Below are 16625 nucleotides of genomic sequence, written 5' to 3'. Positions count from 1 at the left end.
TTATGCTAATATTTTATTACTAAACTATTCGTATTAGTAACAAAATCAAGCAGCTTAACTAATAAATCATTTTTGCTTATTGCTAAATCCATCACATTTATATCTATTTCATTTGTATTTAATCATTAAATTATCTTAATATTATCAATTATTGATGTTTGCAGCTATTTGAAAGGAGAAGATTTTTAGAAGATTGAAATTCCAATCTTACTTTTTTAGCCTCATTTTCCACCGATTGCAAAGATGAAATATTAATTAATTAACAATAAACCCAAATCAAGTATGCCTATGACATAGAATCAAACAATCGGTTATGATTAAAAACCTAGAGGCGTAGAACTAGCCCTCGGTTTCAAATGAATTTTATTTTAAAATGACAAAAAATGATGAAAAAATTATTTTGTGGGGACTTTGTGAATCTTCCCCTTAAAAAGATGCAGATTAAGCAGTTAGGTCTGTTTCTGTTAGTATTAAATACTGCGATGTTGTTTAGTACTACTTCCTATTCTCAGGGTCAAACCCAGCAAAAAACCGTTACCGGTTTAGTAACTGATACCGAAGGACTTCCTTTGGTTGGGGTTGCGGTATTAGGCCAAGGAACCAACAAAGGTACAGTAACAAACCTGGACGGTGATTTCTCACTAACAATACCGGTAGACACTAAAATTTTACAATTTTCTTATATAGGTTATCAACCTCAAGAAATAGCAATTGGATCCCAGTCAATATTCAACGTAAAAATGTCTGATAATATTGTTGGGTTGAATGAAGTAGTCATCACAGCCTTGGGTATTTCTCGTGAGAAAGAGTCATTGGGATATTCGGTAGGAACAATCGGAGGGGATGAATTAAATAAAACGCCACAGGCTAGTGTGCTTAGCTCAATGCAAGGGAAGATAGCTGGTGTACAGATTTCTCAAACCTACGGAGTTAAAGGTTCTTCTATGAATATGGTTATTAGAGGAGCATCATCTTTGAACTCTGACAATCAACCTTTGTTTGTTATCGATGGTGTTCCGGTTTACAATACTACGAATAACCTATTCAATCAGGCTGACCTTGGAAATGCTATTTCAGACATTAACCCGGAAGATATAGAGTCAATGTCAGTATTGAAAGGACCTAGTGCTGCGGCGCTTTACGGTTCACGTGCAGCGAATGGTGTAGTACTTATTACAACGAAATCAGGCACAGATAAGAAAAAAGGTCTAGGGGTAGATTTCAATTCATCATTCATTATGGATACTCCATATGCCTATCTTCCTATTCAAACTGAGTATGCTTCAGGCCAAGAAGGTGCATTTGTATTTGAAAATGATGCTTATGAATTTTGGGGACCAAAGTTAGACAATGGTTTTATCGCCCAACAAAGAAATCAGGATAGTCCAAGCGAATTGGTTTCTTATGAAAACAATATAAATCGTCAGCAAGATTTTTACCAAAATGGCTGGACTCAGGCAAATAATGTAGGTGTTACCGGGAACTACGACAAGGCTAACTTTCGCGTTTCTATGGGTAATTACCTTAATAAAGGCATTATGCCAAATGTAGACTTGAAAAAGAACAATATCAGCATTAATGGAACCATGCATTTAACGGATAAATTGGAGGTGACTGTAATGACCTCTTTGAATGAGTCAAGTTCCGGAAATAGGCCAAATACCAATGATGGTTTTCTCACACCAACAAGAGCCATTTTAACTGTTGGACCACAAGTGGACATGTCTCTTTATAGCAATCCGGAAACATGGTGGATACCTAACCAGGAAGGTATAGTACAAACCCGCTGGAAAGAAAGATGGAACAATCCTTATCTGATGCAAGAGTTGGCCACAACTAGTTTTGATCGGGTTCAGGCCATGACTAAAGTACAAGTGGGTTATGAGTTTTCTAAAGACTTGCGTTTTACAGCAAGGTACTTAAGAAGTCAATTAAACCAAAGAGCAGTAAATCAAAGGCCCTGGGACACAAATAGTATGCCTAAGGGAAACTATGATATTCAAAATTCCAGTTTTAGGGAACAAAATTGGGAAGGTCTTTTCTCTTATAACAAAACTTTAGGAGCTTTTGATCTACAAGCCAATGCTGGTGGAAACCTTAGATACAACTACCAGGAAAATATTCATAACTCAACAACTAACCTGGTTATTCCCGGCTTGTATACCATTAGTAATGGAGGTCCTGGTTCGGTATTGTATAATAACTTTTTGAGTAAAAAGAAAGTGAACAGCCTTTTTGCTCAAACCTCTATAGGCTATAAAAATACGGTATATCTTGATCTGACGGCTAGGAATGATTGGTCAAGTACATTACCCGAAGAAAACCGCTCGTATTTTTACCCTTCAGCTTCTTTAAGTGTGCTGGTAAATGAAATGTTTGACATGCCGGCTTGGGTTAGCCTGGCCAAGGTTCGTGCAGGTTATGCTCAGGTAGGTAATGATGTAGATCCTTATCAGCTTCAAAGGTATTATAATTTTGGCTCAGATTGGGGAGATACCAAACGAGCCAGTATTGACAAGGTTGCTAAAAATGCCCAGCTAAAACCTGAAATAGCTACATCCAAAGAAGTTGGTATTGACTTGTCATTGTTCGATAACAGAATATCGTTAGATGCGACCTACTATACCATGGATAATGAAAATCAGGTTCTTGGTATTAATACCCCAATTACTTCAGGGGCAAACAGCAAACTAATCAATGCAGGGTTGGTAAGGAGTAATGGCTGGGACATCACGCTAGGTACCTCTATTGTTAGAAAAAAGGATTTTTCATTTGATTTAGGATTAAATTTCTCTAGAAATAGAACTAGCATCATAGAGTTAGCTGATGGGGTTGAATACTTTGGGTATCAGCAACAGTACGCTTATTTCTATACCTATCCAGGAGATCAGGTAGGAGATATTTATCAAGCGCCTTATTTTAAAGTGGAAGATCCAAATTCTGAGTATTATGGTCATGCCATCATATACAGCAATGGTAAGCCTGAAAGAGATCAAAACCCTGAGAATTTTGAGAAAATTGGTAACTACAACCCTGATTTTGTATTGGGTATTAACCCAACTGTACAATACAAAAACTTTACCCTTACTGCAGTTTTTGATTGGAGATCAGGAGGTTCATTCTATTCTGAGACATTGAGACAAGGAAAGAATGATGGAAGGTTTCCGGAATATATTAATGGAAGTGTAGATTTTGATCCTAATATGGACATAGTACAGCAAATCAAAGATAATCCTGAGAAATTTTCGCATGAATGGGTTGGAGGTCGAGATGCTGACCAGGGAGGTTTTCCTTGGCCAACAGAGGAACAAAGAGAAGCCAGAAGCTATATCAATGCTGAGGGGGTAAAAGTTTATGTAGAAGATGCTAGTTTTGATGTAGGCGTTAGAGAAGATGGTGAAGGTGGTTATATCGAGAATTTTGGTGGTCCGGGAACAATATGGTTAAGTCCGTATAATGCACAAAAAGGCGCCGATAGATATTTGGCATCAGCTAATCTGTATAGTTCAACTTATGTGAAGTTAAGAGAGTTATCCATTACTTATAGGTTTCCAAAAGCTGTAGTAAATAAGATGAAACTTCAAAACATGTCTTTGTCTTTGTTAGGTCAAAATATATTTATGTGGACAAAACACAATGTATTCATCGATCCTGAAACTGCTTACACCGCCGTAGGAAATAGAAATGAACCTGGGTATGAGTTTTACTCGGTGATTCCACGTACCCGTAGCATAGGTTTGAAATTAAATGTTGGGTTTTAATTGTAATAAATATTGATCATGAAGAAATTTATAATAATAATATTATCCATTGCATTCATTCCAATCTTAAACTCATGTAGTGATTTTGATAAATTGAATGTAAGTCCCAATGATGTAAATGAAGTTGATCCAAACTTTCTATTAACTACAAATACTGTTAATTTGGCTAGTACGTATAGTGGGTTAGGTTATTGGAATTCAAGGATTCCTTCCTTATTGCAGTATTACCAAGTGGGTGACGGTTATAAATCGGAGGAATTGAATGCGCTGTATTGGACGCCGGGACAAAGTAGCCCATGGGGAGGTATCTACTCCAATTTAGTTGATGTTCAAGCCATGTCTGACCTCAGTATTGAGCAAGGAAACGTTTTTACTGAGGCAGTAGCTTTGGTATATCGGGCTGCATTAATGGACTTAGTTACGAAGATTTATGGAGATGCTCCCTTTTCAGAAACGAATCAGCTGGAGGAAGGAATTGTTTTCCCAAAGTATGATCAGCAGAAAGAGATTTATGAAACGCTGTTGATGGATTTGAAAACAGCAAAAAATATGATAGAAGGGATTTCAGGCAATGATGTCCCGGTTTTGGATGGATATGATTTGCTGTACAATGGAGATAAAAGTAAATGGATAAAGTTTATTAACTCCCTTAGAATCAGGATGTGCTTGTTGTTAAATAATAAAAAAGGAGAGTTAAGTATCGATATAGACGCTGAATTTCAGGATGCTGCTCAAAATGTTTTCACAAGTAGTGATGACAATGCTGTTCTCGATTATATTGGAAATTCTTCGGCTACATCTTTTCAAGGTGGCCCATTCAGGTCTTCTGAACTTACTTATGCTAGAAGAATGGGCTTAGGTTTTCTTAATTCATTAAAAGATCAAAATGATCCGAGATTGTATAGGTGGTTACGACCTGTTGAAAAGAAATGGGATAGAGATATTGCTGCAGAAACAACGATTCAATATACGGATCCATTAGGACAGACTTTCCCTGTTGAAGTATTGCCATACCCAAATGGCTATGATAACCTAGATACAAGTCTGTATGTAGGATTACCAGTTGGTAGTCAAGCTTCATGGACTTCCTATAATGCAGGTCCTCAAGCCACATCAGTTGAACCTAAAACCACTCCGTTTAATAGTCGTCTCAGCGATATTTATTTCCAAAATGCAAATGAATATGTAGGGATGAATATTATCACCTATTCTGAAGTTGAATTTATATTGGCAGAAGCAGCAGCTATTGGGGCATTTGGTGTCAGCGGTGCAGAAGCCCACTATAAAAATGCTATTGAAGCTTCTATGGGTGAATGGGGAATTTTTGGGGACTATGTAGGAGGCTTTGATTTTGATGATTATTACAGTCAGGAAGAAGTCGACTTGAGCCAAGCATCAAATAAGCATGAGCGCATCATGACTCAAAAATACATATCTATGTTTTTTAGACCAGAGCCATGGTTTGATTGGAGAAGAACTGGTTATCCGGATTTTGTACCTCCGTACGATGCCGCACAGCCTGCTATTCCTCTTAGGTACCATTATGATTCACCCAATCCTCCCGATCCTCAGTATGTTGAGAAATACAATGAAGCTGTTGAAAGGTTGGAAAAATCTGAATTTGTACAGGTGCCAACTAATGACGATACCCGTTCGAAAATGTGGTTATTACAAGGTACAAACGTGCCTTATTAAGCCCGAAAAAGGCAATAGCACTTCTATTGCATCATTTGGATTAAACTGGCTAAATACCTAAAAGTTATAGAAGGGTTACTGAAAGAGATTTCAGTAACCCTTCTTTTTTTATACATAAATGTACAAGCAATGAATACAATTTTGACGACGTTGTTTTTATAGCTCCTGCCTAGGAAGGGAATAATATGACATGATTTTGGCGGTTTTGTTGTTTTTTCCTGCAACAAAACCGCCAAAATCTCACGGGTTAGGTTCTTCATAGTGTTAGATTTTTCTTTGTCTTCAAACCCGAGTCAAAATCAAAAGTGGTATTTTTTTTTCCACATCTACCCTCTTTGATATTCTTAAATTAAAAGCTGCACTAATCACCTTTTCTAAATAGTGGACTTCGGGTTCACTCCTCTCCTATTCATGCTTCCTGGATAAGCATCATTGCAAGGGTTAAATACTTTGGTGAATAGAGGTCTTACCTAGCGGGAAAGAAAAATGTACTGAAATACGGTAGAAATTATGCTATTGTTTTATTATTAAATCAGCCAAAATTCACCTCAAAATTACCGGTACTTCACCTGTAAATTATTCAAGTATTACCATTCTATGATGAATGCTGATATGGCGGAAATGCACCTTGTATTTAGGTTTGGAATTACAATCTTGCCTTTCGGTTTGGAGTTGAAACCTTACGTTTTCAGCCTCTATTGGCCTAAAAAGTGAAAATTAAAATATTATTAATTACCCGTAAAAGCCAGAAAAGTATGCCTATGTGATAGAAGCAAACAAACGATTTGACATTAAATTAAACTGAGTTGTTTAATAATCAAAACTCAGTTTCAAGTGAATTTTATTTAAGAATTAAAGAAGAAATGAAAAGAAAATTATTTTGTGGAGATTTTGTAAATCTCTCCAGTAAAGCAAAACAGATAATGCAGTTAAGTCTGTTTTTGTTAGTATTAAATATTGCAATGTTCTCAAGTACAGCCTCCTATTCTCAGGGTACAAACAATGAGCAGTCCCAACAAAAAACAGTTACCGGGATAGTCACCGATTCTGAAGGGCTTCCTCTTATCGGTGTTGCCGTTTTAGGACAAGGGACCAACAACGGTACCGTAACCAATCTGGATGGAGATTTTTCATTAACCATTCCAGCCAGTACAGAAGTATTGCAGGTATCCTATATTGGATATAAAAAGCAAGAGATTGTAATTGGATCTCAGTCAGTTTTCAATATTACAATGCTAGATGCTGTTGTTGGCTTGAATGAGGTAGTGATTACCGCATTGGGCATCTCCCGAGAGAAAGAATCACTTGGCTATTCAGTGGGAACAGTTAGTGGGGAGGATTTAAATGAAACACCTCAAACCAGTGTACTCAATTCCATGCAAGGGAAGGTCGCTGGCGTACAGATATCTCAAACCTACGGGGCAAAAGGTTCCTCTGTCAGTATGGTAATTAGAGGAGCTTCATCGCTTAACTCTGACAATCAACCTTTATTTGTTGTCGATGGTGTGCCCATTTATAATTCGGTGAATAATCAATTCAATGAAGTTGACCTTGGCAATGCTGTATCCGACTTAAACCCTGACGATATAGCATCAGTATCTGTATTAAAAGGACCAAGTGCTGCTGCGCTATATGGTTCACGTGCAGCAAATGGAGTTGTTCTTATTACAACAACAACGGGTGAAAATAAGAAAAAAGGACTTGGCGTTAGCTTTAATACATCACTTATCGCAGATGTACCTTATGAATATTTCCCTATACAAAATGAGTTTGCATCAGGACAACAAGGTGCGTTTGCATTTGAAGGTGATGCTTATGAATTCTGGGGCCCCAAGTTGGACAATGGCTTTATTGCCCAACAAAGATATGAAGACAGTCCAAGTGAATTGATTTCTTATGAAAACAATAAAAATCGTCAGAAGGACTTTTATCAAACCGGCCTGACACAAACCAATAATTTGGCCTTCAGCGGTAATTATGACAAAGCCAATTTCCGTGTGTCTGTAGGTAATTACCTTAACAAAGGTATTTTGCCGAATGTAGATTTAAAAAAGAACAACATTGGCATAAACGGAAATATAAAACTTCACGAGAAATTGGATGTTACGGTAATGACCTCTCTGAATGAGTCAAAATCAGACAATCGTCCAAATAACGATGATGGTTTTATCACCCCAACAAGGGGGATTCTAACTATTGGACCACAAGTGGATTTGGAACCTTATATCAATCCTGAAACATGGTGGTTGCCTGGCCAGGAAGGTGTAGTACAACGCAGATGGAAAGACAGATGGAACAATCCTTACCTGATGCAAGAATTGTCAACAACTGGTTATGATCGTACACAGGCAATGTCTAAAGTGCAATTGAATTGGGAAATTTTTGACAACTTTAATTTTATAGCTAGTTACATGCGTAGTAGTTCAACCCAAAGGGTAGAATCAAAAAAACCATACAATACTGTAAATGCTACCTATGGAGGGTATGATATTCAAAGCTCTAGTAACAGAGAAGAAAATTGGGAGGGTAGGCTGACCTATACTAAAACATTGACTGATTTCGACTTATTGGTTAATGTTGGTGGAAACCTTCGGGACAATGTTAAAGAAAACATTCGCAATTCTACAACAAATTTGGTTATTCCTGGCTACTATAATATAGCAAATGGAGGGCCTGGTTCTGTAATCTATAATAATTTCTTTAGTCAAAAGAAGGTTAACAGTCTTTTCGGGCAAGCTTCTTTAGGATATAAAAATACAGTATATCTTGACGTCACAGCAAGAAATGACTGGTCTAGTACACTTCCAAAAGACAACAGGTCGTATTTTTATCCATCGGCTTCTCTTAGCGTACTATTAAACGAAATGTTTGAAATGCCCAAATGGGTTAGCCTTGCCAAGTTACGTGCAGGATATGCTCAGGTGGGCAACGATGTAGATCCCTATCAGCTTGAAAGGTACTATAGTTTTGGTCAAGATTGGGGAGATGCCAAACGAGCAAGTTATGGGCTAACTGCAAAAAATGCACAGCTGAAACCTGAAATTGCAACTTCAAAAGAAATAGGTGCTGAATTTGCTTTATTTGAAAACAGATTATCATTGGATGCGACCTATTATGTTGTCGACAATGAAAATCAAGTACTAAACATTAGTACACCAATTACTTCAGGAGCAAATAGTAAGCTTATAAATGCTGGATTGGTTAGAGGAAAAGGCTGGGAAATTGCGCTTAATTCATCCATCATTAATCAAAAAGATTTCACTTTTGATTTAGGTTTAAATTTCACAAAGAATAAGACTACTATAATAGAGCTTGCTGACGGAATAGAATACTTTGGCGTAAGCAAAAGAGGCGTAAGTTTTTTCACTTATCCAGGTGGAGAAATTGGAGACATTTACCAGGCACCTTTTGAAAAAGTAGAGGATGTAAATTCTGAGTACTATGGTCATGCTTTGATTTATTCCAACGGGAAAACACAAAAAGTAACAAATCCAGATAATTTCGAAAAGATAGGAAATTACAATCCTGATTTTATCCTCGGTATAAACCCTTCTTTTAAGTATAAAAACTTTAGGGTTTTCGCGAATTTCGATTGGAGATCAGGAGGAGAATTCTATTCTGAAACCATGATGTTTGCCAAAAATGATGGAAAACTGGAGGGTTATAATGGAGGCGAAAGTTATGACATGGACGGGGATATCGTCCAACAAATCAAAGACAATCCAGATAAATTTATTGATAAATGGGTTGGAGGACGTGATGCTGAATATGGTGGTTTTGCCTGGACTGATGAAGCTCAAAGAGAAGCCAGAAGCTATATAAATGCATCGGGAGAACAAGTTTATGTAAATGATGCAAGTTTTGCAGTTGGCGTACAACCTGATGGAAACGGTGGGTACATTGAGAATTTTGGGGGACCCGAAACAATATGGTTGAATCCTTATAATGCCAACAGAAGTCAGGACAGAGAACTTGGAGAAGCCAATCTTTACAGTTCAACTTATATCAAGTTAAGAGAACTCTCAATCACCTATGATGTACCGAAAGCATTGGTCAACAAAATGCAACTTCAAAGACTTTCCATATCCCTAATTGGTCAAAATTTGTTTGCCTGGAGAAAGTCAGGAATTTTCATCGATCCAGAAACGGCTTTTTACGCTAACGACGGAAGTGGTGCAAGACAGGGTGGATATGAGTATTATTCTGTGATTCCTTATACCCGTAGTTTCGGTTTTAAACTTGGTGCTGAATTTTAATTCTAATAAAAATGAAGAAAATATTTAAACTAATATTAACAATAGGCCTTATTCCTCTTTTAGTTTCATGTAATGAATTTGAAGAAGTCAATAAGAGTCCTAATAATGTAAGCAATATATCACCCAACTTTTTGCTTAGCTCTACTACAGTAAGTTTGGCAGCTTCCTATACTAATCTTGCCATGTTTAATGGAAGAGTTTCTCCTCTATTACAATATTACCAAAAAAATGATGGTTATAAATCTGAGGAGTTTAATGCTTTAATTTGGTTACCTAATACCAGCAGTATATGGCAAGGAACCTACTCAAATTTGGTACATGTGAAAGCCATGTCTGACCTCGCTGTAGCGGAAGACAATGTTTTTATAGAGGCAGTAGCTTTGGTTTACAGGGCTGTGTATATGGATCTAATTACGAAAATTTATGGTGATGCTCCCTTTTCTGAAACCAATCAGCTTGAGGAAGGAATCGTTTTTCCAAAATACGATGAGCAGAAAGAGATTTATGAAACACTGCTAATTGATTTGAGAACGGCCAAAGAAATGTTAGAGGGAATTTCTGGCAATGAAGTTCCCGTTTTGGAAGGATACGATTTGCTGTATGATGGAGACAAAGACAAGTGGATAAAATTTGTTAACTCTCTAAGAATCAGAATGTGTTTACTGTTGAACAATAAAAAAGGGGAATTAAGTGTAGATGTAGATGCTGAATTTCAGGATGCTGCCAAGAATGTTTTCACAAGTAATGAGGACAATGCTGTTATCTATTACCTGGGAACTTCTGAAAGTAATTCTTTCAGTGATGGTCCTTTTAACAATTCAATCATTTCTTTTTCTGAAAGAGTTGGAGAAGGTTTTCTCGACAGTCTAAGACAACAGAACGACCCGAGAATGTACAGGTGGTTAAGACCTGTTGAAAGAAAATGGGATAGAGATATTAGTACAGAAACTACTATCGAATATGCAGATCCACTTGGACAAACCTTCCCCATTGAATTGCTACCCTACCCGGCTGGCTATGAAGATTTAAATACAGACATGTATATTGGTATTCCTATAGGAAATGATGTCTCCTGGACAGGTTTTAATGCTGGACCATATGCCAATAGTGATGAGCCTAAATTTTCTCCGTACTTGTCTCGATTTGCAGATATGTACTATCAAAATGCAAATGAATATGTTAACAGGAAAATTATCACTTATTCCGAAGTTGAATTTATTCTAGCAGAAGCTGCAGCTATAGGCGCTTTTGGCGTCACTGATGCGGACGCTCATTATAAAAATGCCATAGAGGCATCAATGGATACTTGGGGAATATTTGATGATTATGTTGGCGGTTTTGATTTTAATGATTTCTATAATCAGGAATCGGTTGACTTAAGTCAGGCAACAAATAAGCATCAACGCATTATGACCCAAAAATGGCTCTCAATGTGGCTTAGACCAGAGCCATGGTTTGACTGGCGTAGAACAGGTTATCCGAATTTTGTAGCACCCTACAAAGCCGATCAACCTGCCCTACCCATTAGATTTCATTACGACACTCCCAATCCTCCAGATCCTCAATATGTACTTAAATACAATGAGGCTGTAGAAAATTTGGAGAAATCAGAATTTGTGCAAGCTACATCAACAGATGACCACCGCTCCAGGATGTGGTTACTACAGGGTACAAACATGCCTTATTAAACCTATAAAAACCACCAATTAATAATTGAAGGTTTACTGAAAGAGATTTCGGTAAACCTTCTTTTTTAGTTAATAAAAGGTGTTGGTGTAAGGAATGTTTGAGCCCAGTTTAAAAAGTGGGCCCTAATGGCAATTAGAATTACTACAACATGATAATTGATGGTGAATGTTTTATTCTTCATCAAGCCGTTTCAATTTTTGATCTAATTTATGGCTATCGAAATAATTCCCTTGCTTGATAACCCCATCAATCCGAGTAGTATTTTTAATGTCTTCTAAAGGATTGGCATTCAGGATAACCAAGTCAGCCCATTTCCCTTCCTCAATAGTGCCTAATTCATCTTCCAGATTAAAGTATTTAGCGGGGTTCAGTGTAGCGGTTCTTAATGCCTCTAGTGGCGTTAAACCAGCTTCGACCAATAAAACTAACTCTTGGTGTAAACTTCTTCCAGGAGTTAAGTAGAAAATTGGACAATCAGTGCCTGCCATTATATTTATACCGCTTTTATGCATTTTCTCGGTAATATTTAAGGTCCATTCAGTCCGTTTAATATTAGCTGCGGAAATATCCCTATTTGATAGCTTATCAATGCCCTGATTCCAATCGTCTTCAACAGTTTTTGGTAAGAATTTAAAACTTTCCTTAAAATCCATTTCAGCAAAAGGAAGCTTAGTAGAAGCAGTATTAAGTGTCAATGTTGGAATTTGCCAGGTATCATTTGCAGCTAAAACATTGAGCACCTCTTGGGCTTTATTTTCATCATAATTATCAATAGCTATTTCTCTTTGGTCCTGATGAATCTTTGACCGTAAAGCGGCTCCTTTCATGTCTTTTCCTGATCTTAAACTTTCTTGACGCTGTTGTAATAATTCTTCTGCATTTGACGCACATGACAATTCCAGGTTACGCAAATGTTCCATACTATTTAGCCCTGCATTGGAAGCACTTATTACATCCATACTTAATGGCACATGCCCAGTGACTTTAAGTCCTTTTTCTTTCCCAAGCTTTGCTATAAGGGCAAATTGCTCAGGGCTTAACATTTCGTATGCTTTTAAAAAATCTACCCCTTGAATCTCTAATTTATTAATTTGTTCTTTAACATCTTCTAAAGTATTCAATCCAACCGAGAGCGCAGGATGGCCAGGATCACTGCCATCATAAACATTAGGTGTACCATCTAGAAGTGGTCCAGCAATCATAACTCTTGGGGTACTGGTGGGATTTGCTAAAGATTTTTGCTTCCATGTATTCACAAAACCAATCTCTCCACCCGTATCCCGAACGCTCGTAATACCATAGGCCAGAAATAAATCAAACATTCTGGGCGCTAATTCTTCCATATAGGCAAAATGAACATGGGCATCCCATAATCCAGGAATTAAAAATTTCCCGGTTCCATCAATAATGGTATTCTCTTTGGACAATTGAAGCTCTTGTGAAGGCGTAATTTGGTGGATTTTCCCTTCCTTGATTATTAAAGTTTGATTTGGTTTTAATCCATTGTCAGCATCAATTGTAGTGATGTTTTCTATACAAAAGGCATCTTCAAATTTCACTTCAGAATTCTGACATCCAGAAAGAATGACAATAAGTATAAAAAAACAGGTTTTAAATATTTCATTTGATTGTCTTTTTCTTTTGCAATAACCTCTACCACTACAGTTAAATTAGCAACATTAGGAGTATTACCCATTGTAAGGCTTAAGATATCAATATATGTCAAAAAATTGACAGGTCAAGTGGTTAAAAATTAATGGGACAAACCTTCGTTTCCAATTTTATGATTGGAATATATTGACATTATACTATTCCATTTTTAGCATAAAATTCCCGCATTGCTTTAAACACTTCCTCGGGTTTTTCAATTACAGCAGAATGACCAGCATCAGGAATTGTAAAATAATCAGCGTTGGGAATGCTATCTGCAATCCTTTTATTGGATGCTGGCGGAGTGGCTACATCCTTTTCACCTACAATTACCGCAGTAGGGACTTTTATATCAACTAGCTTACCAAGCACGCTATCCCGCTCAAAAATCATCTTTCCAAAAGGAATTAGGGCCTTAATATTTTGACTCATTAAAATCTTCCTCCATTTTTTTACTTCTAATTGATTTGATTTGTCAAGGAGAAATGATTTATGGAATAGAATGGACATTGCTTTACCAATCACTGGATACCAACCAAAATGGTTTACTATCCATAAGAGCAAATAGTTTTTCTTTTTGGCATTTTTCTCCTCTTCTTCCGCGGATGTGTCCATTAATATTAACGATTTCAATAATTCCGGCCTTCGAATAGCCAGGCGCATCCCCACAAATCCACCTGTAGACATCCCTACGAAATGGACTGACCCTAACTTCAATTCTTCAATTAGGCAGATTACATCAGTCGTTAGATTATCTAAGCTATAACCATTTGTAGCTATTTCACTTTGGCCATGTCCACGGTGGTCAAAGGCTATACATCGAAAATTAGCTTTGAATTTATCCATTTGACCATTAAACATGGTATTGTTCATTAGATAGCCATGTGAAAAAAGAAGAACCTCCTTCCCTTTTCCTAATTCATCGTAATGGATTTCAACATTGTTTACTTTAACTTTTGCCATAAATAAGTTTTTTTAATGGAGACTAGTCTATAGGAACCTCTTTTTACCCAAGGCCTTTGATTGAACCTGCCTTTAGGGTAATGAGATGACCCATTAGATTATGCGTACATTGAATTTTTTATGGTTGCCAAAGTAAGATAAAGAATTTAGTCCCAATTGACTTAAATGATTAAAGGAAATGAATGAAGCGATCTGGATATTTGGGTAAATTATTCAAGAAACAGTTCCGGATAGCTGACTTCGACTCCGCTCAGTCACACATGATTAAATAATTTTAACATTTATATTCGAACCAGGAACGCAATAGCATTGGACTTTAGTCCATTCTTAATTAAAATGCTATAAAGTGTTTTTACATTATAGTAGCAATGCCTGGACGGATAAAAAAATACCCCGAAGTAATAAAACTTCAGGGTATTTACAATCAAACAATTTAACCTCTCTTCTAATCTAACAAATCTTCATTTCTATTGCCTGGATTGTCTTTGTACCAATCTTCATTGGATGTTCCTCCTGACTCTGCCCAAGTACTGAAAAAATTGTAGGCAGAAGTAATGTTCACTTTTTCTTTAGGTACTTTAAAATCGTGAATAATACTGATTGCCCATGGAAATCCATTGTCTGATATAAAGTTACCATCTGTGTCTTTATTGTCTCCTGTAAAAACATTGCTTTGATTACCGAGACTTGTGATGTTCATATAGGGTAGATGAACTTCTTTTTCTCTCTCTTTATTAATGATGATAAAAGGATTAAAAGGTGCTACACCCAATTCCGTTGTACTAATCGGCTCAACGAATTTAATAGAAATTGTAGTTTCATTTAACAAATTATCAACATCATCAGCTAAAATGATTACCGCATTTTCCTGACCTGCTTCAGTGCCATTATCATTGTTATTGATAAATCCTTGATTTAATACAGGACCTGAAACACTTTCTATTTTTGATGGATCCAGACCTACTATTTCAAATCCAATTCCATTGGTATACCCTGCCCCATTGGCTTTAATATTACAAATGAAATCCAATCGGACAGCTAAGTTCTTTGAGTTTAAGACGGCTATAGCTTGATAATTTAAAGCAGCGTCATTGAAATCATAATCACCGGAAGATGGCCACAAATCCTCAAAAGCAATTGTTCCTTTTCCGTATTTACTTGGAGTAAATGACTCAAATGCAGCCTCTGCATCATCTGGGAATGCATCATCCTGATCAAGAATACCATCGCCATCCGAATCCGTTTCATCAATCACATCAGAATATACTCTGAATGTTGCTAAATCATTCAGTTTCCTTCCAAAGGCGGAGTTGTTATTGGCACTTGAACCATATTTATACTCCCAGCCACCTGTTTGAGTATCCATAATTATCAAATCCGCACTTGCAGACGCTTCTGCTAGCCATAAATCCTGGTTAGAGTCAAAAGTCATAGATGTTGGTGTAAATGGCAAGTTATCCGAGCTTATTCTGGTGCTTTGATAATCACCGTCATCATTCAATTCAAGCTCATACAAGCCTGAGAAAGTGCAAAGAAAAAGAGTACCATCATCGGCAAAAGCCAAATCACCCCCTGTTTTATTGTGAAGACCTAAAATTTTCTTCTCGCTAACCGTCGCCCCTGTTGAAGGGTTAAAGGTATAGATCTTTGCACCATTGTTGGAAAAATACAACAAACCATCCTCTGAATTAAAACCTAACCGTGGACCTCCTATGCCAAGGTTTGCAACAGTTTCCCAGGAATTCTCAACAATAGAATACTTCATTAAAGGATAAGGACTACTCCTACCTATAGAATAAAGCACCTTATTTTCCTGATCAATTGCACAGGTAAAGCTACCCATTGGCATATTGGAAAGGTCCGTTAATTCACCGTTCAAAGGATCAACTTGAAACAACTGTCCATCTCCATTAACGCAGTATAGATAATCTTTAACACTTTGAGTCGCTAAAGTTCTTCCATTGGTAATCGTTTCTGAAAAAGTATAATTGACCTCCTGATCAATAATGTCCTCTATGGAAGAAGAATAACTTAAATTTTTATTTCTTCGAATGTAAACCTGGTTATAAAATCTAGGTAAATTAATGGTTTGCTTCAAAATCCCATCACTTGGAACACCGCTAAAAATCAATTTTTCCATTACCTCTGACTTATAAACTGTTTCCGTTACAATTTCACCTGATTCATCCTCAAATGTTTCTGTACCCGTATCATATAGCTCGTCAGTATAGGCAAATACATCATATTTTGCATACCCACCATCATCCTTAATATTAATAGTAACATCGTGATAAGTACTAAAATCAAACCCTGAAGGGATTGTTAATGAAATGGAATCCTGATCAGTATCTACCTTATCTTCTGGAGAAAAAAGGTTGCACCCATTAAGTAATAGTATACTAATGCAGATTGCATTAAAGTTACGTATGGTGTTTTTCATAGTCTTTGGCTGTTAAATATATTATAAAAAAAATGTAAAATATCAGAACGATATCGTATCATTAAATATAGGGGGAATTGCTTTGATTAAGTTTCTATTTGTTTAATGGTTACGTAATGATAATTGAAATAATTCAAGAATAAATAGAATAAAGAAACCTTGCATTCAAAG

At 36.7% G+C, this 16625-nt stretch carries 7 protein-coding genes; 4 read left to right on the top strand and 3 right to left on the bottom strand.

Annotated elements, in window-relative coordinates; genetic code table 11:
• Positions 1–383: 383 nt before the first annotated feature.
• The 4 genes from ADICYQ_RS08115 to ADICYQ_RS08095 all read left to right on the top strand — a co-directional run bounded on the left by ADICYQ_RS08115 (position 384) and on the right by ADICYQ_RS08095 (position 11400).
• Entirely contained in the window at positions 384–3761 is a 3378-nt protein-coding gene (locus tag ADICYQ_RS08115) for a SusC/RagA family TonB-linked outer membrane protein (RefSeq protein ID WP_051160156.1), read from the top strand.
• A gap of 18 nt (positions 3762–3779) precedes the next feature.
• Positions 3780–5456 carry a SusD/RagB family nutrient-binding outer membrane lipoprotein gene (locus ADICYQ_RS08110; RefSeq protein WP_020893956.1) on the top strand — a complete coding sequence of 559 codons (1677 nt, stop codon included), beginning with the start codon at positions 3780–3782 and terminating at the stop codon, positions 5454–5456.
• Positions 5457–6319: 863 nt separating this feature from the next.
• Positions 6320–9712, top strand: a complete 3393-nt coding sequence (locus ADICYQ_RS08100) for a SusC/RagA family TonB-linked outer membrane protein (RefSeq protein ID WP_081652321.1) — start codon at positions 6320–6322, stop codon at positions 9710–9712.
• A gap of 11 nt (positions 9713–9723) precedes the next feature.
• Complete coding sequence (locus ADICYQ_RS08095; protein WP_040415161.1) at positions 9724–11400, top strand: SusD/RagB family nutrient-binding outer membrane lipoprotein; 1677 nt, start codon at positions 9724–9726, stop codon at positions 11398–11400.
• Between the two features lie 171 nt (positions 11401–11571).
• Here ADICYQ_RS08095 and ADICYQ_RS08090 read toward each other — a convergent pair whose 3' ends face one another.
• The 3 genes from ADICYQ_RS08090 to ADICYQ_RS25885 form a co-directional block, all read right to left on the bottom strand.
• Positions 11572–12960, bottom strand: a complete 1389-nt coding sequence (locus tag ADICYQ_RS08090; protein WP_020893951.1) for an amidohydrolase family protein — start codon at positions 12958–12960, stop codon at positions 11572–11574.
• A gap of 244 nt (positions 12961–13204) precedes the next feature.
• Positions 13205–14014, bottom strand: coding sequence for an alpha/beta fold hydrolase (locus ADICYQ_RS08085; protein WP_020893949.1), 810 nt, complete (start codon positions 14012–14014; stop codon positions 13205–13207).
• Between the two features lie 445 nt (positions 14015–14459).
• The gene (locus ADICYQ_RS25885; RefSeq protein WP_020893948.1) at positions 14460–16454 is read right to left on the bottom strand and encodes an LruC domain-containing protein; all 1995 of its coding nucleotides are present in this window, start codon (positions 16452–16454) and stop codon (positions 14460–14462) included.
• Positions 16455–16625 lie beyond the last annotated feature (171 nt).

Source organism: Cyclobacterium qasimii M12-11B (genome assembly GCF_000427295.1).
In the GTDB taxonomy this organism is placed as follows: Bacteria; Bacteroidota; Bacteroidia; order Cytophagales; family Cyclobacteriaceae; genus Cyclobacterium; species Cyclobacterium qasimii.
The sequence above is the reverse complement of the archived record's forward strand: the minus strand, read 5'-3'. Positions and strand labels throughout refer to the sequence as shown.

Coding starts and splice junctions, on each gene's coding strand:
- ADICYQ_RS08115 (WP_051160156.1), top strand. CDS start 384: ATGATGAAAAAATTATTTTGTGGGGACTTTGTGAATCTTCCCCTTAAA.
- ADICYQ_RS08110 (WP_020893956.1), top strand. CDS start 3,780: ATGAAGAAATTTATAATAATAATATTATCCATTGCATTCATTCCAATC.
- ADICYQ_RS08100 (WP_081652321.1), top strand. CDS start 6,320: ATGAAAAGAAAATTATTTTGTGGAGATTTTGTAAATCTCTCCAGTAAA.
- ADICYQ_RS08095 (WP_040415161.1), top strand. CDS start 9,724: ATGAAGAAAATATTTAAACTAATATTAACAATAGGCCTTATTCCTCTT.
- ADICYQ_RS08085 (WP_020893949.1), bottom strand. CDS start 14,014: ATGGCAAAAGTTAAAGTAAACAATGTTGAAATCCATTACGATGAATTA.
- ADICYQ_RS25885 (WP_020893948.1), bottom strand. CDS start 16,454: ATGAAAAACACCATACGTAACTTTAATGCAATCTGCATTAGTATACTA.